Origin of the sequence: uncultured Rothia sp. (assembly GCF_937976295.1) — a bacterium.
Classification (GTDB): Bacteria; Actinomycetota; Actinomycetes; order Actinomycetales; family Micrococcaceae; genus Rothia.
In genome coordinates this window covers 1-24,351 of sequence record NZ_CALJRY010000241.1, presented here as the reverse complement: position 1 = coordinate 24,351, position 24,351 = coordinate 1, and the positions used below count along the sequence as shown (strand labels likewise).

Here is a 24,351-nt window from a genome sequence, read left to right as displayed (position 1 = left end):
GTCAGGGTCTGCACACCGTGTGTGAAGAGGCCGGCTGCCCCAATATTTACGAGTGCTGGGAAGACCGTGAGGCAACCTACCTGATTGGTGGCTCCGAGTGCACCCGTCGTTGCGATTTCTGCAATATTGCGACCGGCAAGCCTGTTGCCGTTGATTACGCTGAGCCGTTCAAGGTTGCTAAGAACGTGAAGGTCATGGGTCTGCGTTACGCTACCGTGACCGGTGTTGCTCGTGACGACCTGGAAGACGGCGGTGCGTGGCTGTACGCAGAGACCACCCGCCAGATTCACAAGATGTGCCCGAACACCGGCGTTGAGATGCTCGTCCCCGACTTCAAGGGTGTTCCCGAGCATGTTCAGAAGGTGATTGACGCTAAGCCTGAGGTGTTCGCGCACAACCTGGAGACCGTCCCCCGCATCTTCCGTCAGATTCGCCCGGCGTTCCGTTACGAGCGTTCCCTGGATGTTATTACCCAGGCTAAGGAAGGCGGCATGGTCACCAAGTCCAACCTGATTCTGGGTATGGGCGAGACCGACGACGAGATTTATGAGGCGCTGTGCGATCTGCACGATGCTGGCTGTGACATCATTACCCTCACCCAGTACCTGCGCCCCGGCCCGCTCTTCCACCCGATTGAGCGTTGGGTGAAGCCGCAGCAGTTCGTGGACTTCGCGAACATGGCTGAGGAGATTGGTTTCGCTGGCGTTATGGCGGGCCCGATGGTTCGTTCTTCGTACCGTGCAGGTCGCCTGTGGGCTCGTGCAATGCGTAAGAACGGCTACCCGATTCCTGAGAACCTTGCCCACATTGAGAGTGAGGGCGCTGCCCTGCAGGAAGCCTCCTCCCTGGTGGCTGCAGGCTACTAAGCCTTTTCAGAATCTTTCTGAGAGCGTTGAGGCTCCTCGAACCCGGTGTTCGTCCGGTGTTCGGGGAGCCTCCCCTTATACCCCGTCCCTTATGCGGGTAGGGTAAACTAGAAAAATTGCAGGCATACACTGCATCGTTACGTCACTATGGTTCCGTGAGCGTTTGAGGCGCTTCTCGGGGCCGCGGAAGAACCAGCCGAGGAAGAATCGTGGCAGATAAGCGCGAAGAGAAGAAAAAGAAGAAGGAACGCACTCCGGGCACTTTCGCCCAGATGAAGCAGGTCTACCAGATGACCAAGAAGTCCGACCCGAATATCGGTTGGATTCTGAGTCTGTCGGCTCTGGGTACCCTTTTGGTTTTCCTCCTCATCGGTATTGCTCTGGGTAACTGGATTACTTTCTTGATTCTGGGTCTGGGCGTTGCCGCTATCGTGGCGATGCTTCTGCTGGGTCGCCGCGCGCAGACTGCGGCTTTTGCTCAGATTGAGAACCAGCCCGGTCGTAGTGGTGCGGCGATGAACTCGGTGCGCCGCGGTTGGATTGTTGAGGAGCAGCCTGTTGCGGCGAACCGCAACCAGGATCTGGTGTTCCGTGCGCTGGGCCGTCCCGGTATTGTGCTGGTGACCGAGGGCCCTCACAGCCGCGTGAATTCCCTGGTGAACACGGAGAAGAAGCACCTGAACCGTGTGGCTCCGGGCGTTCCGGTTCACGTGATTGAGACCGGTCACGAAGAGGGTCAGGTTGAGCTCAAGGACGTTGTGAAGACGATGAACAAGCTTCCGAAGGCTCTGACTCAGCAGGAGATGCAGGCTGTTTCTGGTCGCTTGAGCACTCTGAACACTATGCGTAACCCGATGAACGCTGTTCCTAAGGGTGTTGACCCGATGCGTGCTCGTCCCGATCGTCGTGCGATGCGCGGCCGCTAAACGAGGCGCTGATATTAGGTTTTGAAGGCTCCGGTTCTTCCCCCAAGTGGGGAGGGCCGGAGCCTTTTGTTATGCCCGGTTATGGCGTTGCTTCTGGCTCGATTAGAGGGCGTTAGCATCCCTGCTGTGTGTCACACAGCAACATAGATGTAACTCCTTTCCAGGATTTGTAACATTACCGAAACACGATAGTCACGCACGCGCAAAAAATAACCACTATGCTTGATATGTCACAGGGTTTTGCCCGCGGCCAAAAACTAAACCACAGACTGAATGCGATGAGGGAAGATACCCTCCTTCACGGTCAGTCAAACAAGGAGCAGTCCTCATGTTTACCAGCCCCCAGGAAGTTCTCGACTTTATCAAGAACGAAGAAGTAGTCTTCGTTGATATCCGATTCACCGACATGCCCGGCGTGCAGCAGCACTTCAACCTGCCCGCTAAGGCGATTGATGACGATTTCTTCGTCAACGGCCAGCTTTTTGACGGCTCTTCCATTCGAGGCTTCCAGGGCATTGCAGAGTCCGACATGCAGCTGATTCCCGATGTTCAGTCCGCGTACGTTGACCCCTTCCGCATTGAGAAGACCCTGGTCATCATCTGCTCCATCGTGAACCCCCGCACCGGCGAGCCCTACCACCGTGACCCCCGCGGCGTCGCTGAGCGCGCTGAGGCTTACCTGCAGTCCACCGGCATTGCAGACACCGCATTCTTCGCATCCGAGGCTGAATTCTTCGTCTTCGAGGACGTCCGCTACCAGGTTGAGCCGAACTCCGTATTCTACAAGATCGACTCCGACGAGGCTCCCTGGAACACCGGCCGCAAGGAAGAGGGCGGCAACCTGGGCAACAAGACCCCCGTCAAGGGCGGTTACTTCCCCGTCTCCCCCGTCGACAAGCAGGCTGACCTGCGTGACGCAATGTGCGTAGCAATGGACGAGGTTGGTCTTGAGGTTGAGCGTAGCCACCACGAGGTGGGCGCAGCCGGCCAGGCAGAAATCAACTACAAGTTCGACACCCTCACCAAGGCTGCTGACGACCTGCTGAAGTTCAAGTACGTCGTCAAGGGCACCGCAGACGCATGGGGCAAGTCCGTGACCTTCATGCCTAAGCCCGTGTTCGGTGACAACGGCTCCGGCATGCACTGCCACCAGTCGCTGTGGCAGAACGGTGAGCCCCTCTTCTACGATGAGCGCGGCTACGCTAACCTCTCTGACACCGCACGCTGGTACATTGGCGGTCTGATCGAGCACTCCTCCGCTGTTTTGGCGTTCACCAACCCGACCGTGAACTCTTACAAGCGTCTGGTTCCCGGCTACGAGGCTCCCGTCAACATGGTGTACTCGCAGGGTAACCGTTCCGCTGGTATCCGCATCCCGATTACCGGCACCAACCCGAAGGCTAAGCGTCTGGAGTTCCGCGCACCGGACCCCTCCGCTAACCCCTACTTCGCGTTCGCTGCTCAGCTGATGGCTGGTCTGGACGGTATCCGTAACCGCATTGAGCCGCCGGCACCGATCGATAAGGACCTGTACGAGCTGCCCGCTGAAGAGGCTAAGGACATCAAGAAGGCTCCGGCTAACCTTGAGGAGGCGCTGGCTGCTCTGGAGGCTGACCACGACTTCCTGCTCGAGGGCGGCGTCTTCACCGAGGACCTGATTCAGGCGTGGATTGACTACAAGCGTAAGAACGAGCTGGAGCCGCTCTCGCTGGTTCCGCACCCGCTTGAGTACCAGCTGTACTACGGCGTCTAATCTAAAAACAGGCAACGGCCTATATGTTCCCTTGGGGAGCGTATAGGCCGTTGTTGTGTACTCTGAGAAGTTTCTGCGGAGGGGTTCTGCTGGGTTCTGCGGTAGGAGTTTCGCGGGTTTCTGCAGGGTGCAGGCTCGCCGGGCCACTCTTGGTGACGGTTCGTGTCTAATATTTTTCTGCCTCGGTGAGCCTCGTGTGTCTTAGATGCGCTTAGAGTTGCGCTTAGAGCGGCTCTAAGGGCTAAGCTGTTGGTGCTGGCGTTCCTTCCCTTTTTGTCGTGCAACCGGAGGGAACGCCAGTCTATTTTTATACCCTCGTGCAGTTGACTGTTTTCAGCGTTCTAAAGGTCACATCATAAGATGCTGGCACGCTGACCGGTAGGTATATGTTCAGAGACGGGCGTACAATGAAAGTGCGTGCGCCCGGCCGGCGGCACCTACGAATTCCGCGAGAAACGACATCACGAAGCCGTGTTCTCCCCACCGCCTCTCATACTTTCAGCATCTGCTGGGGCGAGTATCGCCGATGACCGACCGACCCGTCTGACGCCGCATCCACTGTAACGAGGAGAAATCTCATGGCATATCAGCCGACCATCCTAAACGGTGAAACTGTTTTCCGTAACGAAGTTTTTCAGACCGGCCTCATGTCCCAGCTGCTGGACGGCATCTACGATGGCGAAATGACCATCGGTGAACTCCTGAGCCACGGCAACTTCGGTGTGGGTACCTTCAACGGCCTCGACGGCGAAATGGTCGTCCTCGACGGCGTCTGCTACCAGGTGCGCCACGACGGCTCCGTATCCCTGCCCGACCTGCGCCAGCAGACCCCCTACGCCGTGGTCACCAACTTCGTGCCCATGATTAAGCGCGAACTGCCGCAGAACCTGCTGCGCAAGTCTGCCTCGCAGATTCTGGATGACTTCACCGTCTCCAAGAACTACATGTACGCCATCAAGATTTACGGCGAGTTCGAGTGGGTCCGCACCCGCACTGTCATCAAGCAGGAGAAGCCCTACCCGAAGATGGTTGCCGCCACCGAGAACGAAGACATCGTCCAGTTCGACAACGTGACCGGCACGATCGTTGGCTTCCGTACCCCCATCTACGAGCAGGGCATTTCGGTGCCCGGCTGCCACGCCCACTTTATCGACGATGAGCGCGTTCAGGGCGGTCACGTAGTCGACTTCAAGCTACGCTCCGCAAAGGTCGAGATTTGCCCCGGTACCGGTCTGCAGCTGCACCTGCCGCTGACCCCCGAGTTCTCCTCCGCTAACCTCTCCCCCGAGGACCTGGCTGAGCAGATCTCCAAGGCTGAGAAGCACTAAGAGCTTCTCCCCCACCGGGATATAGCAGCGGGATATAGCTAGCAGCTAACAACGTGGGAGCCGCCCTCTACAAATCTGTAGAGGGCGGCTCCTTCGTGTTGATACGCGCGCTACAAACGGCGCTTACGCCTCGGGCACGAACTCGCCGTGGCCGCGCTCGCGCAGGGCGGCACGCACCTTCTCAGCGGCCGCATCCAGCTCTTCGGCGGTTGCGTCCTTCTTCGCGTTAGCGGGATCGTAATCAGCCATGCCGTCAGCCGGGAACAGGTGGATGTGGGTGTGCGGAACGTCGAAGCCCGCAATCATCAGAGCCACACGGTCCTTATCAAAGGCCCGATCCAGGGCACCAGAAATCTTGTGTGCCACAGCGAACAGGTGCGCCGCCAGCTCAGCCGGCAGGTCGGGCCAGCGGTCAATCTCCGCGCGGGGAACGAGCAGCAGGTGACCTTCCGACAGGGGCATGATGTCCAGGAAGGCGACGCAGTGCTCGTCCTTCCAGACGAAGCGTCCGGGAATCTCGCCGTCAATAATCTTGGTAAAAATCGTGCTCACAATAATCTCCTTCATGCGCCGCCATCGGCGCGGTTGAAGCTCAAAAATTCAGGCTCTATGCCTGAACCTCGATGCTCTCGCCGGGGTTCAGGTGCTTCAGCTCAGTGCCGTACTTCGCGCCGAAGTTCGTCACCAAGCCCTCAATAATGCCGGTGCCATTCTGGTTAATCATGCCGTTGTGAATCGGAACCACACGCTGAGCGCCGGTCGCAATCACAAAATCGATGACTTCCTGAACCTTCGACCAGGGCGCGTGAATCGGCACCAGAACGGTATTCGCACGCACGCGGTGCGGAACCACCAGCGAATCACCGGGGTGGTACACGGCACCGTTAATCAGGTAACCAACATTGGCGATGGTCTGAATCAGCGGGTGAATCAGGGCGTGCTGACCGCCGTAGGTCTTCACCTCAAAACCGGGGATGCTGAACTCAGAATCAGCGGAAACAACGGTCACCTCGGCGGCGGGCACAGCCTCCTTAATGACCTGGGCAACAGCCTCGGGAGCCCAAATCTTCAGCGGGGTCTGCGACTCGGCGCGCTGAGCAATCAGCGGCAGCACCGACGGGCCATCAAAATGGTCCGGATGCGCGTGGGTCACGAACAGGTAATCGGCGCCTTCCAGCGCGGTGGCATGCTCGCCTTCAGCGGCAAAATTGCCGGGGTCAAGAACGAGGGTGCGCCCCTCATTCTCAAGGCGGATACATGAGTGGGTGTACTTCGTCATCTTCATAGTTTTAGTCTACCGCGAACCTCCGCACCCGCCCCGAGGCGGCTTCAACTTTTGAGATAAGCCGCAAATCAGCCACCTTTTGAACGCCTCTAGTGTAAAGTCGTAAGACAAGATCGACCACACAATGGGGCGGATCTCCACCCCGAAAGGTTCAGCAATGGACACTCATATTCCCGTACGGAGAATTACGAAGCCCGCCGAAGCCCGAAATACCCGCCAGCGTCGCATCATCAAGGCGACCATGGAAGAGCTTGGCGATTTCATCTCAGCACAGGATCTGCACCTGACCCTCGCGAACCGCAAGGAACAGGTCTCTCTCGCAACCACCTACCGCGTCCTGCAGTCGCTGGCTAACGCCGGTGAACTCGACTCGGTCAAGGGCATTGAGGGTGAGACCCTGTACCGCCACTGCCGGGTGAAAGATCACCACCACCACCTGCTCTGCCGCCGATGCGGCACCGCCATTGAGCTGGAAGCACCCGCCCTTGAGGACTGGGCACTGGCCATGGGCAAGCAGCACGGCTTCTCGGAGCTGGAGCACGTGGTTGAAGTGACAGGTTACTGCCCGGACTGCACTTTGGCACGTCGCGAGGAAGAATCGCAGGGCGGCACTGCACGCTAACGTTGCACGCTAACATTGCAGGCTAAGCCGCAACCCCAAAGCCCCTCATTCTGAGGAGCCCCCCTCGAGGGAAAACCTTCTCAACGAAGGATACGGCGCTTTCAAAGATTGGTGCTTTCAAAGATTGGCGCTTTCAAAGATCTTTGACGCCGCAACAGCACGACACACAGGGCATCTGGACAGAGCAATCTGGACAGGGTATCTGAACAGGGCAACACAACGCCACACAGACTCAGCCCACGCCGCACCGGGACATCCCCCTTCACAGCGGGACATCCTCTTCTCGCCGCGGCACCTATGCACGACAACGAAAGAGCCCCACCTCATTCCCGAGGTGGGGCTCTTTCTATAGGTCCTGTGCTTTATAGTTCCTATGCCTTCTCAGTCAGCTGGCGGCCCGACGCGCTATGGCGACGCTTCACGCCACCAATCACACGGCACACCACATAAATCAGGAAGGAAATACTGGTCACGTAGGGGCTAATCGGCAGCGAACCGGCAAGAGCCAGCAGAATACCGCCCACAATGGACGCCTCCGCAAACAGCACCGACAGGATCAGCGTGCGCACCGGAGAAGCCGTCACCTGCATCGCCGCAGCCGCCGGAGTAATCAGCAGCGCCAGCACCAGCAGCGAACCGACCACCTGCACCGACAGCGCCACAGCAATACCCAGAATCACCATGAACACCAGGGACAAAAAGCGCATCGGCACGCCCTTAGCGCGCGCGACCTCCGGGTCCAGGGAGGCGAAGCTCAGCGGACGCCACACCATCACCAGCAGGGAAATAATAACCACCGCACCAATAATCATGGTGTGCAGTTGGTCGGCATCCACAGACACGATCTGGCCGGTCAGCAGACCAAACTTATTCGCGCTACGGCCCTGATACAGCGAGAGGAAGAGAATACCCAAACCCAAGCCGAACGGCATGAGTGCACCAATCACCGAGTTTGAGTTACTCGCCTTAGCGCCCAGAAAAGCAATCAGCAGAGCCGAGGCGATCGAACCAATCATGGAGCCGGTCACCACGTCATAGCCGAGCAACAGTGCAAGGGCGGCACCCGCGAAAGACATTTCAGAGATGCCGTGCACCGCAAAGGCGTGGTCGCGCATCATCACGAAAACACCAACGAAACCGCCGATAAGACCCAGAACAGCGCCAGCAAAAATGGAGTTCTGCAGCATCTGCAGCAGCTCGCCGTAGCGGTCAAAGACGAAGATGCGGGAGAGCAAATCATTCTGCGCGGCGGCAACCGGAGCCAGCGCGGGGAGGGAAGCAAGAGTGGTCATCGAGTGGTTCCTCCCGGAAGGTGTAGGGTGCGCTGCGGTTCAGAAAGACCAGACTTCAGGTGGGAGCCGTGAATGTTCTGGTCGGTGCCCTCAATATGGCAGTGGTCGCTCGCGTGAGTCTCGCCCACCACCACGTAACGGCCATTAGACTTGAGCACGCTCACCGGGGTTCCGTACAGGGAGGTGAGCGTCTCACTGGTCATGACCTCTTCCACCGAGCCGACCGTGAAACGGCCATTCGCCAGGTAAAGAACGCGATCCACATGCTCAATGATGGGGTTGATTTCGTGGGTCACGAACACCACCGCCACGCCGCGTTCACGGTTGAACCGGTGAATCAGCTCAGCCACCGCGTACTGGTGGTTGAGGTCCAGGGAGAGGAGCGCCTCGTCAGCCAGCAGAATCTTCGGGTCGTTCGCGAGCGCCTGAGCGATACGCAGGCGCTGCTGCTCACCGCCGGAGAGCAGGCCCACCGGCACGTTCGCGTACTCGGTCGCGCCGACGGCTTCGAGAAGCTCGTCGACCTTAGCGCGGTATTTGCGGCCGTGCAGGCGGATGCCCCAGCGGTGCCCGTCCATGCCAAGTCCCACCAAATCGCGGGCGCGCATCGGGGTGGAGGTGGGGATGGACTTCTGCTGCGGTACGTAGCCGACGCCGGCGTTGCCCAGGCGTGCGGGCTTGCCGAGCACAGAGATTTCGCCGGCGTTGAGCCCGGTCAGGCCGAGAACGACTTTGAGGAAGGTGGACTTGCCGGAGCCATTGGGTCCGAGCACGGCGAAGTATTCGCCTGCGCCGATGTCGAGGGTTAGATCTTTCCAGAGGGTGCGGGCCCCGAAAGCGAGGCTACCCCCGCGAATGGAAATCGCGGGGGCGGCACCGTTATTGTTGTTAGTCACTTAGGAGAGCGCCTTTTCGAGGTTGCTGACGTTGGTCTTCATCCATGCCAGGTAGTTGGTGTTCTCCGGCAGGGTTTCGGTGAACGATACGTAGTTCACCGAGGCGTCCTTGGCGGCCTGCAGCACCTCGTTGGTCTGGGAGGTGGAGGTCTGCTCGTTGTAAGCGAGTAGCTGGACCTTCTTCTCGGTGACCATGTCCTTGGTTTCCTTCAGGACGAGTGCGGGAACGTCGTTCTCTGCTTCGACTGCCTCAGCGAATTCGCTGGGGGTTGCGTTCTCTGCGCCGGTGGAGGAAATCAGGTAGTCCGGCACGGGCTCGGTGGACAGGTACTTCTTACCCTCACCGGGGATTGCCTTAGCTGCTGCGTCCAGTGCGTCCAGTTCCTTGGAGAAGGTGGATGCGTTGGTGCGGAACGCCTCAGCGTGTGCGGAGTCGAGGCTTGCGAGATCTTCAGCAATCTGCTGGGCGACCTTCTTCATGGTGTCGAAGTCGTACCAGAGGTGCTCGTTGAACTCGTGTGCGTGGGCGTGGTCGCCGCCGTCTTCGTGGTGTTCGCCGCCGCGGTGGTCCTCGACCAGGTGGGTGTATTCGGCGTCGGTGAGCTTGCCGCTGACCTTGACCGCGTTCACGATCTTCTGGGAGGTGTTGTCCTTGCCTGCGAGGTCTTCGAGGAACAGGTCGTAGCCTGCGCCGTTGATGACGATCAGGGATGCGTCCTTTGCCTTGAGGCGGTCGGCGCTGGTGGCTTCGTAGGAGTGGGGGTCGGTGCTGGTGGAGGCGATCAGCGCGGTGACATCAACGTAGTCGCCGCCGACCTGCTTGGCGATGTCTGCGTAGACGTCGGTGGAGGCGACGACCTTCACCTTGCCGTTGTTGGAGCCAGCCGAGGAGGACGAACCGGAGCTGTTCTCGGTTGCGCAACCTGCCAGCAGCAGGGATGACGCAGCGAGTGAGCCCATTGCGGTGAGGAAGTGCTTGCGGGTGATCTTCGGGTGCGACATGAGGGCTCTCTTTCGGTTCGTTCTAGTCTGTAGGTTTCTTAACTACATCATGCGAACACCCGTATAAACAACTCTTTATTGGTCTCATTTGAGTGATATTAGGCTACCCTTTTCTCTGTCAATAGCTTATGGTGCAGGGATGTTTAGCTCAGCCTATCCGACTCCCCCGCTGCCGCTTCATACCGCCGCCCGAGACTACTTCCTGAGAGAGACTACCCGCCTGAGCCTACCCCTTACGTGCGCCCATCAACCGTTTTTGTCCGTACAACAGCCCGCCCCGCGCTCTCCTTCACGAGAGTGCGGGGCGGGCTGTGTGTTCAAAATTCCCCTGTTTCATTCGGGGTATCTCACGATGCGGTTACTGGGCTTCACGCGACTGCTGTCGGCGTACACGCTCACGCACCGCGTCCTGGGTGGTGTCGTTGATTTCGCCGACGAGCTCCTCCAGCACGTCTTCGAGGAAGACCACGCCGAGGGTTGTGCCGTGCTCATCCATGACCTGCGCGATATGGGTTCGGCTGCGCTGCATCGAGGCGAGCGCATCATCAATATCGGTGGTCGGGGTGAGCGTGTCCAGGGAACGTAGCTTGTACCAGGGGAAGGGCTCTTCGAACCGCTCGGGGGCGATGGCGAGGGCATCCTTCACGTGCAGGTAGCCCATGTAGGTTCCGTCGCTGTCGGTAATGACGAAGCGGGAGTAGCCGCTGCGTGCCACGGCGCGTTCCAGTTCGGCGGGGGTGCTGCCGAAGGGCAGGGTGACGAGCTTATCGCCGGGCACCATGATTTCGTAGACGTCTTTCTCGGTGAATTCGAGGGCGCTTTCAATCACGCCGGCGTCATCTTCCACGGTGCCTTCTGCGGTTGAGGTTGCCACGATCGTCTGCAGCTCGCCCAGGGTGAAGGTGGAGGCAACTTCGTCCTTCGCTTCGACCTTCATGAGCGCCAACAGCTTATTGGACAGGTTGTTCAGCAGGGTGACCACGGGGGCGACAATCTTGGAGAAAGTCACCAGGGGCGGCACAATCCAGAGGGCCACACCGCGGGCTGCGAGGGTCACGGCGGCGTTCTTGGGAACCATCTCGCCGAAGATGACGTGCAGGTAGGTGACCAGAATCAGGGTGATACCGAAAGCGAGCACATCCACGATGGCGGTGGGCAGGCCCAGCATATGCAGGGGCGCCTCCAGGATGTGGTGCAGCGCCGGTTCTGAGACGTTCAGGATTAGCAGGGAGCAGATGGTGATGCCCAGCTGGCAGGTGGCGAGCATAAGCGAGACGTTTTCTAGCGCGTAGATGACGGTCTGCGCTCGCTTATTGCCTTCTTCGGCGAGCGGCTCGATTTGTGCTCGTCGGGTGGACATGAGGGCGAATTCACCGGCGACAAAGAAGGCATTTCCGGCGAGCAGGATGACGAGCAGTGCGATGGCTACCCAGTCGTTCATGCGTTGCCTCCCTTCTCGGTCTGTTCCTGTGCGTTAGGTGCGGGGGTGAATCGGATGCGGTCCACGCGGCGGCCTTCGAGGGTGTCGACGCGCAGGGTGCCGCCGGGTACGGGGACGCTGTCGCCTACTTCGGGGATGCGGCCGAGCCGTTCCATCATGAAGCCACCGACGGTTTCGTATTCGGGGCTTTCCTCAACTTCGAGCCCGTGGATGAGGGCGTTGATTTCGTCGGGGCGGCGCAGGCCGGAGAACACCCAGTCGCCGTTGCCGTAGCGTAGGGGGCCTTCGGTGCGGCCGCGGTCGTGTTCGTCGGAGACTTCGCCGACGATTTCTTCGACGAGGTCTTCGAGGGTTGCGATGCCCGCGGTTCCGCCGTATTCGTCGAGGACCACGGCGAGCTGCAGGGCGCCCTGACGTAGCTGGGTGAGCAGCGCGTCCAGGTGCAGGGTTTCGGGGACCTGCAGCACGTCTTCTGCGAGGGCACCGGCTTCGAGGGTTTCGCGAACCTCCGGGGGCACCCCGACCGCCTTCTTCACGTGCACAACGCCCACGATGTTGTCGTGGTCGCCCTTGTAGAGGGGGAATCGGGAGTGGCCGGTGGAGCGTGCCAGCTTGATGACTTCGGCGACGGGGGCGGTGTCTTCGAGCATGGCGACCTGGCCGCGCGGGGTCATCACTTCGGAGGCGGTCAGCTCGGAGAAGCGCAGGGTGCGGTCCACGAAGCGTGCCGCGGCGGAGTCGAGGGTGCCTTCTTCTGCGGAGCGGCGCACCATGGAGGAGAGCTCTTCGGGGGTGCGCGCCGCGGAGAGCTCTTCTTTGGCTTCCATGCCGAAGCGTCCGAGGATCCAGTTGGCGGAGCCGTTCATGAAGCGCACGAGCGGGGACATGACGCGGGTGAATGCCAGCTGCGCGGGGGCAAGTCGGCGTGCCACAGCGTAGGGTTCGGCGATGGCGAGGCCCTTGGGCACCAGCTCACCGATGATCATGGACAGCAGGGTTGCGATGAGCATTGCCAGCAGCAGTGTGAACATATCGGTCACACTGCTGGGTAGCCCCATGCTGTTGATAACACCGCTGGTGAGCGCGTTGATGGCGGAATCAAGAGTGTAGCCGGTCAGCAGCGTGGTGATGGTGATACCGATCTGGCAGCTGGAGAGCTGAGTGGAGAGGGTTTTGAGGCAGCGCAGGACGGCGTCGGCGGCTTTATCGCCGGAGTCTTTTGCCTGCTGCACGGTCGCGGTTTCGAGCGCCACGAGGGAGAACTCTACGGCGACGAAGAAGCCGGTACCCAGGATGAGGAGTAGGCCGATGAACAGGAGTATCAGATCCACGCGGTCACCGCCTCCGCAGGGTGGTTTGCGCTGTGCTGGTTCTGGCGTAGAGATTCAGCAGACTGCCTGTCCAGATGCTGAGCACCCGAGGAGGGGTTATTTTCGGGTGCGCTGATGCCGTAGGGCGCAGCGTGTGCTGGCAGTATTCTGCGTTGGCTAGCAGCCAGAGTCTTACTCAAAGGGTCATCCATACCCAATATTTTAGCGAAGGTTTCGCCTCTTCCAGGTGCCTTAGAGCGCCTGCTCACACGTGCAAGACTGCGCGTGTTGTGCACGCGGCTCATTGCGAATCAGCAAGAGTGAAAAATTGCATTGCGGATATGGCGCGATGAGCTGGAAAGTTCACCGTGATTCTCTTTACACTTATACATAGGAGCATGAGTGTGCCGCCAGGTCAGCGGATGAACTCCGACGTTCACGGCACGCTAGGCAGGTTGGTACGGTGCACACCCCGCACACAACAGCCACCAAAAGGCGATGCGCACATGCTCAGCGTGATGATTCGCCCCTCGAAGACGCGGGTCGTCTATGCCGGGTGAGTCCCGGACGCGACGGATAAATTCACACTAATTGGAAGAGGCGTTTAACGTGCCAAATCTGCCAGAACATCTGGTTCCTGAGGAATTTGCCGGTAACGAATGGTTCGTTGAAGAACAGTACGAGCGTTACCAGAAGGACAAGAACCTCGTGGATTCTTCATGGTGGCCCATTTTTGAGACCATCGATAAGGCGCTGGGAGGCGCCGGTACCGCTAGTGCAGCTCCTGCTGCGGCACCCGCCGCACCGGCTGCACCTGCCGCACCTGTAGCAACTCCCGCCCCCGCGGCACCGAAGCCTGCGGCTGCGCCTGCTAACCCCACCCCTCCCGCTGCTACCAAGAAGGCTGAACCTGTGGAACCTGCTGAAGACAAGATTGTCCCCCTCCGCGGCCCTGCTAAGGCAGTTGTCACGACCATGGAAGAGTCGCTGACTGTCCCCACCGCAACCACCGTTCGTGCGGTCCCCGCAAAGCTGCTCATTGAGAACCGTGCTGCCATCAACAAGTACCTGGCAAGCACCCGCGGCGGCAAGGTCTCCTTCACCCACATCATCGGTTACGCAGTGATTCGCGCAGTGGCTGCTATGCCTTCGATGAACGTGACCTACGGTGTGGATGAGAAGGGCAAGCCCGTTGCAATCCACAACGCACACGTGAACTTTGGTCTGGCTATTGACCTGCCCCGCCCCGATGGTTCCCGTAACCTGGTCGTTCCGAACCTCAAGGGCGCTGAGCAGCTGAGCTTCCGCGAGTTCTGGGACGCATACAACGACATCGTTAAGCGTGGCCGTAACGGCGCGCTGACCATTGAGGACTTCCGCGGCACCACTGTTTCGCTGACCAACCCCGGTGGTATCGGTACCGTCCACTCAGTGCCCCGCCTTTCCAAGGGCCAGGCAGCCATCATCGGTGTGGGTGCTCTGGAGTACCCGGCTGAGTTCCGCGGCCTGTCCGAGAAGCTCATCACCCAGCAGGGCCTGTCCAAGATTATCACCCTGACCAGCACCTACGACCACCGCGTCATTCAGGGTGCAGGTTCCGGTGAGTTCCTGAAGCTGGTTGAGCACTACCTGCTCGGCGGCGACGACTTCTACGACGCAATCTTCCGCGACCTGAAGGTTCCTTTCGAGCCGGTTCGTTGGGCACGCGACAACCACGTCGATGACGCTCACGAGATTTCCAAGGTTGCACGTATCCAGCAGCTGATTCACGCTTACCGCGTGCACGGCCACCTGACCGCAGCAACCAACCCCGTTGGTTACAAGATGCGTTCGCACCCGGACCTGAAGCTGGAGAACTACGGCCTGACCCTGTGGGATCTGGACCGTGTCTACCCGACCGGTGGCTTCGGCGGCTCCGAGCGTCTGCCGTTGCGCACCATCCTGGAGCGCCTGCACGAGGCATACTCCGGTTCTCTGTCCGTTGAGTACATGTACTCTGAGGACCCCGAGGTTCGCGCATGGTTCCAGGAGCGCCTGGAGCGCGGCGTTGCTAAGCCCACCCGCGAGGAGCAGCTGCGTGTTCTCTCCAAGCTGGTTGAGGCTGAGGCATTCGAGAACTTCCTGCAGACCAAGTACCTGGGTCAGAAGCGCTTCTCCCTGGAGGGCGGCGAGTCCCTGATTCCGCTGCTGGACGCTGTTCTGGACAAGGCCGCTAACAACGACCTGAAGGGCGTTGCCATTGGTATGGCACACCGCGGTCGCCTGAACGTGCTGACCAACATTGCCGGTAAGTCCTACGCTCAGATTTTCCGTGAGTTCTCCGGCACCGCAGCACCCTACGAGGGTGGCTCCGGTGACGTGAAGTACCACCTCGGTACCGAGGGTGTCTTCACCTCTGATTCCGGTAAGCAGACCCAGGTTTACGTGGCTGCTAACCCCTCGCACCTTGAGGCTGCAAACACCGTGCTCGAGGGTATTGTCCGCGCTAAGCAGGACGTCTACCGCGAGCAGGGCGTTGAGGGTCACCCGGTTCTGCCGATTCTGATTCACGGTGACGCAGCGTTCGCTGGTCAGGGCATCGTCATGGAGACCCTGCAGATGGCTGATCTGAAGGCGTACACCACCGGCGGCACCGTGCACGTTGTGGTGAACAACCAGATTGGCTTCACCACCCTGCCGAACGACGGCCGCACCGCAACCCACGCCTCCGACATTGCGCGTATGACCAAGGCTCCGGTCTTCCACGTCAACGCTGATGACCCGGACGCAGTGGTTCGTGCCGCACGCCTGGCATTCGAGTACCGTGAGCGTTTCGGTCGCGACGTTGTCGTTGACCTGATTTGCTACCGCCGCCGCGGTCACAACGAGGCTGATGATCCGTCGATGACCCAGCCGAAGATGTACCAGGACATCGACGCTCTGCCCTCGACCCGCACCCTGTACGCACAGGATCTGGTCGGTCGTGGCGATGTCTCCCAGGAGGAGGCAGACGAGGTTCTGGATTCGTACCACTCGAAGCTGGACGCTATCTTCGTCGAGACTCAGTCTTCGGCACCGGCTCCTGCTGGCGCGCACGTTTCCGGTCTGGAACTGCCCGCATCCCAGCAGAACACCGAGGTCGTTCACTCCGGTAAGACTGCAATCTCCCGCGAGACCCTGCAGCACATTGCTGATGCGTTCGGTAAGGCTCCTGAGGGCTTCACCATCCACAAGAAGCTGAAGAAGCTCATGGAGCAGCGCGTTGAGATGGGCCGCACCGGCAACATCAACTGGGGTATGGGCGAACTGCTCGCCTTCGGTTCGCTGCTGATGGAGGGCACCGACGTTCGTATGAGCGGTCAGGATGTTCAGCGCGGTACCTTCGTTCAGCGTCACGCTGTTCTGCACGACCACATCACTGATGAAGAGTGGTCGCCGCTGGAGCACCTCTCTGAGAACCAGGGCAAGTTCCGTATCTACAACTCCTTCCTCTCTGAGTACGGCGTTCTCGGCTTCGAGTACGGCTACTCGGTGGAGCGCCCCGACTCGCTCGTGGTGTGGGAGGCTCAGTTCGGTGACTTCGCGAACGGTGCTCAGACCATCATTGACGAGTTCGTGTCCTCCTCCGAGCAGAAGTGGGGCCAGCGCTCCTCGCTGGTTATGCTGCTTCCTCACGGCTACGAGGGTCAGGGTCCTGACCACTCCTCGGCTCGTGTTGAGCGTTACCTGCAGCTGTGCGCTGAGAACAACATGACTGTTGCTTGCCCCTCGACTCCGGCTTCGCACTTCCACCTGCTGCGTCGCCATTCTCAGCACCGTCCGTACAAGCCGCTCGTGGTGATCAGCCCCAAGCAGTTGCTGCGTCTGAAGGCTGCTGCGTCCTCCATCGAGGACTTCACCGAGGGTTCGTTCCAGCCGGTGATTGGCGATCGTTCGGGTATCAACCCGGCTCAGGTTGAGCGTGTGGTCTTCGTTTCCGGTCGTCTCTACTACGACCTGGAAGCAGAGCGTGAGCGCCGCGGCGACACCAAGACCGCTATTGTCTCGGTCGAGCAGCTGTACCCGCTGCCCGAGCGGGAGATCAAGGAGCAGCTGGCTCTGTACTCGAACGCTACCGACATTGTCTGGGCTCAGGACGAGCCGGCTAACCAGGGTCAGTGGCCGTTCATGGCTCTGAACCTGCAGCCGCTGATTGACCGCCGTATGCGTCTTGCTTCCCGCCCCGCAGCTGCTTCCCCGGCTGCCGGTACCGGCAAGCTGCACGAAGCTGAGGCTCAGGCTCTGCTCAAGCAGGTCTTCGAAGGCTAAGGTCTTCTACGGCTAACCTGCTAAGGTTTTAGCTCTTCAAAACCCGTCTTCCCGTCAGATGTTTCTGGTGGGCAGACGGGTTTTTTAGTCTCGGATACTTGCCGGATAGAGTATTAAGTTCGAAAAGAGGCCGGTAAGCGCTTATCCTAGATGTAAAGACTATTACTCACGTGCCTTGCCGCCTCTCACGGCGGGCGCATACTGCAGAAGAAAGAATTCCGTGGAGCAACGCAATATTCGAATTGTGGCAGTCGGCGATGACCTGCTCGCCGGTGTTGGCGACCCCCGTACCCTCGGCTGGTTTGGCCGCGTTATGGCGCGCACCCCGCAGACCACCGCATCCATTGCGGCATATAACCTTGCCGCCCCCAATGAAGGTAGCGAGCAGCTGAATGCGCGCTGGTTCGAGGAGGCGCGCCGCCGCTTCGTTCCCGGTGCTGATAACCGCCTCATTATTGCTCCGTCGACCTTTGACATTGACTTGGGTCTGACCAGCGCTCGTTCGCGCCTGAACCTGGCGAACATTGTGGACATGGCGTCGCAGAACAACATTAAGGTTCTGGTTGTTGGTCCGCCGCCGACCCTGGACGCTGAGCGTAACCGCCGTATCGCTGACCTGTCGGCGGCGTATGCGGATGTGGTGACCCGCCGTAACCACGTGTACGTGGATACGTTCAACCCGCTGCTTCACCACGAGCAGTGGCGCAACGATCTTGCTGCGAATGATGGTCGTCCGGGTCAGTCCGGTTACGGTCTGATGGCGTGGCTGGTTCTGCACCGCGGCTGGTACAACTGGCTGAACATTCCTGAGCACGGCTAAGAGCCCGCTCCCCCGGGACGGGACTGTGAGCTGATGCGAAGAAAGTTCGTGTTTTTTAGCTCATATCCCGGTTCCAAGATGCAATCATGCCGTTTCTATGAAAAAATAGACGGCGTTGCCCTTATAGCGTGGACCACCGGTTTTCGGTGACCGCCTCTGCTAGGGCAGGTAATAGGGAGCACGCACCGCGAAGGTGGGGCGTGCATCCATGAACACTATAAGGAGGCTCTGATGAGCAAGCGCGGTCGTAAGCGCAAGGACCGTCGTAAGGGCGGCGCAAACCACGGTAAGCGCCCCAACGCATAAGGTATCTTGCATACACTTTAAAACCCCGGCGTTTCGGATCTTATTCGGACCCGGGGTTTTGCTTTACCCGCAGATTTTGTGCATATTCTGCGGAATAAAGAGAAGAATTCTACGTTATGGATGTGAACGCCTGGCGCGTTCCTGTAGAGGAGAAACATGGCTGAAACCAACACCGCGGTAGATACCCGCGAGCTGCGCGAACGCTTTACTGCGGACGCTATGCAGTATGTGGATCAGCTCTACGCTGCTGCCCTGCGGATGAGCCGCAACTCTGCCGATGCTGAAGACTTGGTGCAGGAAACCTATATGAAGGCTTTTGCCTCGTACCACCAGTTCACTGAGGGTACGAACCTGAAGGCGTGGCTGTACCGCATCCTGACGAATACGTACATCAACCTGTACCGTAAGCGTCAGCGTGAGCCGCAGCAGTCTCAGGGTGAGACGGTGGAGGATTGGCAGCTGGCTCAGGCCGGTGAGCATGATGCGGTGGGTCTGCGTTCTGCTGAGGCGGAGGCGCTGAGCGCCCTGCCGAATACGGAGGTTCGTGAGGCTCTGAACGAGCTGTCTGAGGATTTCCGCATGGTGGTGTACTACTCCGATGTGGAGGGGTTCGCGTACAAGGATATTGCGGAGATTCTGGATATCCCCATGGGCACGGTGATGTCTCGTCTGCATCGTGGCCGCCGGATTCTGCGTGAGAAGCTGCTCGATTATGCGCGTGAGAACGGTCTGCGCCCGTCGACCATCGCAAAGGTAGAAGCGAAGGCTGAGGCGAAAGCCGCTGCAAAGGCGAGCGCTAAGGCGCAACCTGCAAAGGCTACCAAGGGCGCTAAGGGCACTAAGGCAGCCGAGGGCGTAAAGTCCCCGCCGGCGGGCTCTCGTTCCAAGGCATCTGCGGATGAGGCGCCTGCGGATTCTTAGCTCCGCTCTTCTACACGTGAGCTGGCCCAATGAGGTTGAGGCTAGACTCCCCTAACGCTTTATACCTTCAGTATGAAAGGAACTCCGATGTCAAGCACAGACAAGAATTCTTCCGTCCCCGAAGCCGCCGCTTCCGAGCCGCTGGAGGATTGCGGCGGTCAGCCCTGCTCGGCAACCCTCAAGCACCTCTACGAATTCCTCGATAGGGAGCTGAGCCCCGAGCAGTTGCGCACGATTCAGGCGCATCTGAATGCCTGCTCCGAGTGCGAGGATGTGAAGGACTTTGAGCTGATGATTCGTGAGAAGATGCGTTCTTCGTGCGCTCAGCAGGCGCCCGAGCAGCTGAAGGTGCGTCTGCTGCAGGATGTGCAGAAATTCTGCGCCGAGGCAAAGCTCTAAACTTCCCCAAGCTGTTGCCTCGCTGAGGGGACAGAAAACTGACGATGCGTGAAGGCGGTGCACCAATAACGGTGCGCCGCCTTCCTGCGTATTGGTTGGTTCGCGCTGTCTGTCTCAGCGCGACAGCCCTCAGCGGCTCGCAAACCCTCAACCGGTAGAATAGGGGTAGACATCAACCGGCGCAGCGTCTCTGATTCTGCGCTTTCCCCATGATTTGAACCAGAAGAGGATGTATGAGCGACGCAGCAGTGCAGCTTTCCCCCGGTGATTGGCCCGCTCCCCTGGCACCCGCCTCCAGCAAAGCCGCTGGCAAGAACGCGCTGGTGCATATTCCGGGTTCTAAGTCGCTCACGAACCGTTATCTGCTGCTTGCCGCTCTGGCTGATTCTCCCTCGTATTTGCGTGCGCCTCTGCATTCGCGCGATTCGGCGCTGATGATTGAGGCGCTGCGCCAGCTGGGTGCGGGCGTTGAGCTGCTGCCGACCGATTCGCCGTTCGGTCCGGATGTGCGGGTCACTCCCCTCAACTTTGCTCAGGCTTCCTCCGCTCAGCCGCACGCGGTGTCGATTGAGTGCGGTCTTGCCGGTACCGTGATGCGTTTTGTGCCCGCCCTGGCGGCGCTGCTGCCGGGTGAGTTCGCTTTTGACGGTGACCCGCACGCTCGTCAGCGTCCGATGGGCCCGGTTCTGGAGGGTCTGCGTCAGCTGGGTGTGCAGGTGGATTGTGAGCAGGGCGAGAACGCTCTGCCCTTCGTGCTGCGCTCCCCCGGTCTGGCGAGCGCGGAAGGTGTCTCTGAGGCGCCCGTGGTTCGTATTGATGCTTCGGCGTCGTCCCAGTTCGTTTCGGCTCTGCTGCTGATGGCGCCTCGCCTGCCGCAGGGCATGGTGCTGGTGCACGAGGGCTCTTCGGTGCCGTCCATCCCGCACATTCAGATGACCGTGGAGGCGCTACGTCAGATGGGTATCGAGGTGCAGGAGCACTACCCGAACCAAGGCAACGAAGCAGAGAGCGGCGAGTACCGTTGGACGGTTCACCCCGGTTCTTTCTCCGGCTTTGAGATGACCATTGAGCCGGACCTTTCGAATGCCGGTCCGTTCCTTGCCGCCGCCGTGGTCACCGGCGAGTCGGTGACTATTCCTCACTGGCCAGCGCCCGCTGCTGATTCTTCGGCGGGTACGACCCAGGTGGGCGATATGTGGCGTGAGCTTCTGCCCGCGCTGGGTGCCCGGGTGAGCTACGCTGAGGGCCAATTGACCGTGACCGGTCCGGCGCAGCTTCCCGAGGGCGATTTCTCCTTTGACCTGTCTGCCGGTGGTGAGTTGGCGCCGACCATGGCGGCTGCCTGCGCTTTCGTGAAGGGCCGCGTTGAGCTGACCGGTATTGCGCATCTGCGCGGTCATGAGACGGACCGCCTCGCAGCGCTCGCCGCTGAGATTAACCGTCTGGGCGGCAGCGCCCACGACACCGCCGATTCGCTGGTGATTCAGGCGCCCATCCCCGCTACCGCTGAGGCTGCGCAGGTTCTGGCGCGCACCTACGACGATCACCGTATGGCAACCTTCGCGGCGATTATTGGTCTGCGCCGCACCAATGTGGTGGTGCAGAACGTAGCCACCGTGGCTAAGACCATGCCCGAATTTACCGCAATGTGGGAGGACATGCTGGCGCAATGGCAGGCCGGCACTTCTACCTCTGACGTTACCGCCGACCAGGAGGTCTTCTAAATGGGTTCTTCCCGCATGAACGTGCGCGATTTCTCCGAATGGGATGAGTCGGATGTGCGCGTGCGCCCGAACAAGAAGGGCTCCCGCCCCCGCACGAAGGACCGCCCGACGTTCAAGGAAGCGATTCGTGGCAGGGTCATTACGGTGGACCGCGGCCGCTGGTCGGTCGTAGTTGATGAGGGCACCGAGAAGGAGCGTACCCTCATTGCGGCGCGCGCTAAGGAGCTGCGCCGCACCGCGATTGTGACCGGCGACTTTGTGGACCTGGTGGGTGACACCTCCGGCGCTAAGGATACCCTGGCGCGCATTGTGCGTCTGGGCGAGCGCACCTCGATTCTGCGCCGTAGCGCCGATGACACCGACCCGTCGGAGCGCGTGGTCGTGGCGAATGCTCAGCAGCTGGTGATTGTGGTTGCTGCGGCGAACCCGGAGCCGCGCACCGGCTTCATTGACCGTGCCGTGGTGGCGGCGTTTGATGCCGGTATTGAGCCGATTCTGTGCATTACGAAGACCGATGTGCGGTACCCGCAGAACCTGCTGGATTACTATGCGGCGAGCGGTTTGAAGATTGTGCTGTCTTCTTCTTCGGATGGTTTGGCGCCGAGTCAGGAGGGCGCAAAGGGCTTGGAGTCGGCACCGGTTCAGGAGCTTCTGCAGGAGCTGCTGGGTCAGGTGTCGGTGCTTCTGGGCCATTCGGGTGTGGGTAAGTCGACCCTGGTGAATGCGCTGACCGGCTCCGAGCGTGCGACCGGCCATGTGAACGCGGTGACGGGCCGTGGCCGCCACACTTCTTCGTCTGCGTTGGCGTTGCGTCCGGTGAATGCGAATGGTGAGCCGATGGAGCCGGGCACCTGGATTATTGACACTCCGGGTATTCGTTCTTTCGGTCTGGCGCATGTGCCGCCGGAGACCGTCGTGGAGGCGTTCGTGGATTTGGCGCCCGGTGCGGCGGATTGCCCGAAGGCGTGTACTCACGCGGCGCAGGCTCCCGAGTGCGGTCTGGAGGCGTACGTTGCTGCCGGTCATGCCGGTGAGAGCGGTCCCGCCCGCCTGGAGTCCTTGCGTAAGCTGCTGCTGTTGACTCCTGAAGAGGGCGATTCGGAGAAGGAACTGGGCGCTCTCGTCTAGGTTCTCTGCCCTGCATTACACACAGCACTACACACACATTTTTGCTGACTACATCACCGAATACTGAAGAAGAGCATTACTATGAGCCGTCCCCAGCAGTACACCGACGATTTGCGTCTTGCGCATATTCTTGCCGATAGCGTCGATCGTGTGAGCGCCATGCGTTTCCGTGACCGCCCGGTCTTCTCCCCCGCATCCGAGGTGATAGAGCCCGCCGAGGCGGCACCCGCTGCGGCACCGTTGGCGCCGTGGCAGCAGGCTACTCAGGAGCCCGCGGAACCGCAGGCGCCGGTGCAGGAGCCTGCCGATTACGCTTCGGGTGTGGCTCAGGAGGTTGAGGAGCTTCTGCGCGCGCAGCTGTCGCGTGTGCGTACTCGTGACGGTATTGCCGGTGCGCATGCTGGCTATAACGGTCAGGCGTCGCGCCAGTGGGTGATTGCGCCGATTGCTGAGCCGGATAATTTTCGCCGCGGCGTGCCCGTGTGGGCGACTCTGATTGCTCTGCTGGATCAGGGTGAGCCGGTGGTGGGTGTGGTGTCTGCACCCGCGCTGGGTCGCCGCTGGTGGGCTGCTCGCGGTTCGGGCGCGTACACGGGTAAGTCCTTGGCGCAGGCGACTCGTCTTGAGGTGTCTTCGCTGACTCAGCTGGATCAGCTGTCTGCCGCGTACACCGACCTCTCCTCCTGGAAGGCGGCCTCTGAAGGCGCTGTGGACCGCTCTGGCGAGCTTGTACAGCTTCTGGACTGCGTGGGTCGTTCCCGCGCGTACGGTTCGTTCTGGGCGGCGTGTATGCTCGCTGAGGGTGCCGTAGACACCGTCGTGGACGCATCCCTGTCTTTCTACGAGATGGCGGCGCTACTGCCGCTGATTCGCGAGGCTGGCGGCGTCGCCTCCACCCTGGAGGGTGATTTGCCCGAGCACTCGGGTGTTTCAGTCTCCGGTGTGCACTGGGTTCTATCGAGAACCCCTCACCCGTTATCGCACAACGTCAGCGACGGCGACGCTTCTTGGCGGCCGCGCGACGCTCGGCGCGGTTGCCGCCAGACGGCGAAGCGCCGGAGGCGCTGCCCTCGGCGGAGCTGTAGCTCACGCGGCTCGGCGCCTTCTGTCGTCCCACGTTGCCCATGACGGAGCGGGCATGCGCAACGGCCTCGCGCGCGGCCTCGGAGGCGGCGGACTCGGCGGCGGCAACCTCTTCGACGCTGGGCTCGGCGCTCGCCTCGGAAACCTCAGCCGGAGCAACGGACGCGCTGGCGATCGAGCCACCCGCTTCTTCCTCGGCGGCAGCCAGGGCACGCTCGAACTGCTTAGCGTAGGAGAACACCTGCTGGACGGACTCCTCGCGGATGCGCTCGACCATCGCCTGGAACATCTGAGCGCCCTCGTCCTTGTACTCGACGAGCGGGTCGCGCTGACCCATCGCACGCAGGCCGATGCCTTCCTTCAGGTAGTCCATCTCGTAGAGGTGCTCACGCCACAGGCGGTCCACCACGGAGATGACGACGCGACGCTCAAGCGTGCGCATGGGTTCCTCGCCCAGCTGCGCCTGCGCCAACGGGTTCGCGTTCAGGCGATCCTCCGTGTCTTCGTAGACGGCGTGGATATCACCCACCAGCTCGTTCACCAGGTCGTCGCGGATCAGGGAGTTCCTGCCACCGTGCTCCTCCTCGACCTCCTCGAGGGTGACCGACGGCGGGTAGTAGCCGCGCAGATTCTCCCACAGAGCACGCAGATCCCACTCGTCAACCGGCTTGTCAGCCACGGCCTCGTCCACCAGGCCCGTGACGAGAGACTCCATGAAGGACCGCAGCTGCGGCTTCATGTCCTCGCCCTCCAGGACCCTGCGGCGCTCACCGTAGATGGTCTCGCGCTGACCCGTCATCACGTCGTCGTACTTCAGGACGTTCTTACGGATCTCGAAGTTACGGGCCTCCACCTGGTGCTGAGCCGACTGGATGGAACGCGACACGATGCGGTTCTCCAGGGGCAGGTCCTCCGGGTAGGCGCCCGAGGCCATGATGCGCTGGGCCATGCCCGAGTTGAAC

20 protein-coding genes and 1 pseudogene are annotated in these 24,351 nt (G+C 60.5%); 12 read left to right on the top strand and 9 right to left on the bottom strand.

What is annotated here, in order from left to right; genetic code table 11:
• The 4 genes from Q0216_RS06560 to budA all read left to right on the top strand — a co-directional run.
• The coding region (locus Q0216_RS06560; protein ID WP_298593905.1) for a lipoyl synthase at nt 1-866 on the top strand (866 nt) is incomplete at its 5' end.
• 209 nt (nt 867-1,075) lie between these two features.
• The gene (locus Q0216_RS06555) at nt 1,076-1,792 is read left to right on the top strand and encodes a DUF4191 domain-containing protein (RefSeq protein ID WP_298593903.1); all 717 of its coding nucleotides are present in this window, start codon (nt 1,076-1,078) and stop codon (nt 1,790-1,792) included.
• Nucleotides 1,793-2,120: 328 nt separating this feature from the next.
• Nucleotides 2,121-3,545, top strand: coding sequence for a type I glutamate--ammonia ligase (gene glnA / locus Q0216_RS06550; RefSeq protein WP_298593901.1), 1,425 nt, complete (start codon nt 2,121-2,123; stop codon nt 3,543-3,545).
• A gap of 578 nt (nt 3,546-4,123) precedes the next feature.
• Nucleotides 4,124-4,873: an acetolactate decarboxylase gene (budA, locus tag Q0216_RS06545; RefSeq protein ID WP_049337825.1), complete on the top strand. Its 750-nt coding sequence runs from the start codon at nt 4,124-4,126 to the stop codon at nt 4,871-4,873.
• Nucleotides 4,874-4,996: 123 nt separating this feature from the next.
• Here budA and Q0216_RS06540 read toward each other — a convergent pair whose 3' ends face one another.
• Nucleotides 4,997-5,425, bottom strand: coding sequence for an HIT family protein (locus Q0216_RS06540; protein ID WP_298593898.1), 429 nt, complete (start codon nt 5,423-5,425; stop codon nt 4,997-4,999).
• A 55-nt stretch (nt 5,426-5,480) separates the two neighbouring features.
• Entirely contained in the window at nt 5,481-6,158 is a 678-nt protein-coding gene (locus Q0216_RS06535) for an MBL fold metallo-hydrolase (RefSeq protein ID WP_298593896.1), read from the bottom strand.
• Nucleotides 6,159-6,315: 157 nt separating this feature from the next.
• Here Q0216_RS06535 and Q0216_RS06530 point away from each other — a divergent pair, with 157 nt between their 5' ends.
• Entirely contained in the window at nt 6,316-6,780 is a 465-nt protein-coding gene (locus tag Q0216_RS06530) for a Fur family transcriptional regulator (protein WP_298593895.1), read from the top strand.
• Between the two features lie 371 nt (nt 6,781-7,151).
• Here the strand turns inward: Q0216_RS06530 and Q0216_RS06525 are convergent, their stop codons facing one another.
• From Q0216_RS06525 to Q0216_RS06500, 6 genes are all read right to left on the bottom strand, one after another.
• A complete protein-coding gene (locus Q0216_RS06525) occupies nt 7,152-8,072 on the bottom strand; it encodes a metal ABC transporter permease (protein WP_298593893.1) in 921 nt (306 codons plus the stop codon).
• Complete coding sequence (locus Q0216_RS06520; protein ID WP_298593892.1) at nt 8,069-8,968, bottom strand: metal ABC transporter ATP-binding protein; 900 nt, start codon at nt 8,966-8,968, stop codon at nt 8,069-8,071. Before Q0216_RS06520 ends, Q0216_RS06525 begins: the two co-directional genes overlap by 4 nt.
• Nucleotides 8,969-9,970 (bottom strand): metal ABC transporter solute-binding protein, Zn/Mn family, encoded by a 1,002-nt coding sequence (locus tag Q0216_RS06515; RefSeq protein WP_298593890.1) that lies wholly within the window; start codon nt 9,968-9,970, stop codon nt 8,969-8,971. It lies immediately after the preceding gene.
• 358 nt (nt 9,971-10,328) lie between these two features.
• A complete protein-coding gene (locus tag Q0216_RS06510) occupies nt 10,329-11,411 on the bottom strand; it encodes a hemolysin family protein (RefSeq protein WP_298593888.1) in 1,083 nt (360 codons plus the stop codon).
• On the bottom strand, nt 11,408-12,742 hold the full coding sequence (locus tag Q0216_RS06505; RefSeq protein ID WP_298593886.1) for a hemolysin family protein: 1,335 nt from the start codon (nt 12,740-12,742) through the stop codon (nt 11,408-11,410). The genes Q0216_RS06510 and Q0216_RS06505 overlap by 4 nt, the downstream gene beginning before the upstream one ends.
• Nucleotides 12,733-12,921: a hypothetical protein gene (locus tag Q0216_RS06500; protein WP_298593884.1), complete on the bottom strand. Its 189-nt coding sequence runs from the start codon at nt 12,919-12,921 to the stop codon at nt 12,733-12,735. The genes Q0216_RS06505 and Q0216_RS06500 overlap by 10 nt, the downstream gene beginning before the upstream one ends.
• A gap of 409 nt (nt 12,922-13,330) precedes the next feature.
• Between Q0216_RS06500 and Q0216_RS06495 the strand changes: the two genes are divergently transcribed.
• From Q0216_RS06495 to Q0216_RS06465, 7 genes are all read left to right on the top strand, one after another.
• Nucleotides 13,331-17,008, top strand: a complete 3,678-nt coding sequence (locus Q0216_RS06495) for a multifunctional oxoglutarate decarboxylase/oxoglutarate dehydrogenase thiamine pyrophosphate-binding subunit/dihydrolipoyllysine-residue succinyltransferase subunit (protein ID WP_298593882.1) — start codon at nt 13,331-13,333, stop codon at nt 17,006-17,008.
• Between the two features lie 220 nt (nt 17,009-17,228).
• Nucleotides 17,229-17,828: a GDSL-type esterase/lipase family protein gene (locus Q0216_RS06490; protein ID WP_005505446.1), complete on the top strand. Its 600-nt coding sequence runs from the start codon at nt 17,229-17,231 to the stop codon at nt 17,826-17,828.
• Between the two features lie 462 nt (nt 17,829-18,290).
• Nucleotides 18,291-19,055: a sigma-70 family RNA polymerase sigma factor gene (locus Q0216_RS06485; protein ID WP_298593879.1), complete on the top strand. Its 765-nt coding sequence runs from the start codon at nt 18,291-18,293 to the stop codon at nt 19,053-19,055.
• 87 nt (nt 19,056-19,142) lie between these two features.
• Nucleotides 19,143-19,454 (top strand): mycothiol system anti-sigma-R factor, encoded by a 312-nt coding sequence (rsrA, locus tag Q0216_RS06480; RefSeq protein ID WP_298593877.1) that lies wholly within the window; start codon nt 19,143-19,145, stop codon nt 19,452-19,454.
• Between the two features lie 233 nt (nt 19,455-19,687).
• Nucleotides 19,688-21,178: a 3-phosphoshikimate 1-carboxyvinyltransferase gene (gene aroA / locus Q0216_RS06475; protein WP_298593876.1), complete on the top strand. Its 1,491-nt coding sequence runs from the start codon at nt 19,688-19,690 to the stop codon at nt 21,176-21,178.
• Nucleotides 21,179-22,306, top strand: coding sequence for a ribosome small subunit-dependent GTPase A (gene rsgA / locus Q0216_RS06470; protein ID WP_102033347.1), 1,128 nt, complete (start codon nt 21,179-21,181; stop codon nt 22,304-22,306).
• A gap of 81 nt (nt 22,307-22,387) precedes the next feature.
• Nucleotides 22,388-23,434: an inositol monophosphatase family protein gene (locus tag Q0216_RS06465; RefSeq protein ID WP_298593874.1), complete on the top strand. Its 1,047-nt coding sequence runs from the start codon at nt 22,388-22,390 to the stop codon at nt 23,432-23,434.
• A gap of 247 nt (nt 23,435-23,681) precedes the next feature.
• Here Q0216_RS06465 and Q0216_RS06460 read toward each other — a convergent pair.
• Nucleotides 23,682-24,323 (bottom strand): annotated as a pseudogene (locus tag Q0216_RS06460) (preprotein translocase subunit SecA); the annotation flags it as partial.
• Nucleotides 24,324-24,351: the final 28 nt, after the last annotated feature.

Excerpts from the sequence above, each read along its gene's own strand:
- glnA (WP_298593901.1), top strand. The coding sequence starts at position 2,121 with ATGTTTACCAGCCCCCAGGAAGTTCTCGACTTTATCAAGAACGAAGAA.
- aroA (WP_298593876.1), top strand. The coding sequence starts at position 19,688 with ATGAGCGACGCAGCAGTGCAGCTTTCCCCCGGTGATTGGCCCGCTCCC.
- budA (WP_049337825.1), top strand. The coding sequence starts at position 4,124 with ATGGCATATCAGCCGACCATCCTAAACGGTGAAACTGTTTTCCGTAAC.
- Q0216_RS06515 (WP_298593890.1), bottom strand. The coding sequence starts at position 9,970 with ATGTCGCACCCGAAGATCACCCGCAAGCACTTCCTCACCGCAATGGGC.
- Q0216_RS06465 (WP_298593874.1), top strand. The coding sequence starts at position 22,388 with ATGAGCCGTCCCCAGCAGTACACCGACGATTTGCGTCTTGCGCATATT.
- rsrA (WP_298593877.1), top strand. The coding sequence starts at position 19,143 with ATGTCAAGCACAGACAAGAATTCTTCCGTCCCCGAAGCCGCCGCTTCC.
- Q0216_RS06510 (WP_298593888.1), bottom strand. The coding sequence starts at position 11,411 with ATGAACGACTGGGTAGCCATCGCACTGCTCGTCATCCTGCTCGCCGGA.
- Q0216_RS06485 (WP_298593879.1), top strand. The coding sequence starts at position 18,291 with ATGGCTGAAACCAACACCGCGGTAGATACCCGCGAGCTGCGCGAACGC.
- Q0216_RS06530 (WP_298593895.1), top strand. The coding sequence starts at position 6,316 with ATGGACACTCATATTCCCGTACGGAGAATTACGAAGCCCGCCGAAGCC.
- rsgA (WP_102033347.1), top strand. The coding sequence starts at position 21,179 with ATGGGTTCTTCCCGCATGAACGTGCGCGATTTCTCCGAATGGGATGAG.
- Q0216_RS06535 (WP_298593896.1), bottom strand. The coding sequence starts at position 6,158 with ATGAAGATGACGAAGTACACCCACTCATGTATCCGCCTTGAGAATGAG.
- Q0216_RS06525 (WP_298593893.1), bottom strand. The coding sequence starts at position 8,072 with ATGACCACTCTTGCTTCCCTCCCCGCGCTGGCTCCGGTTGCCGCCGCG.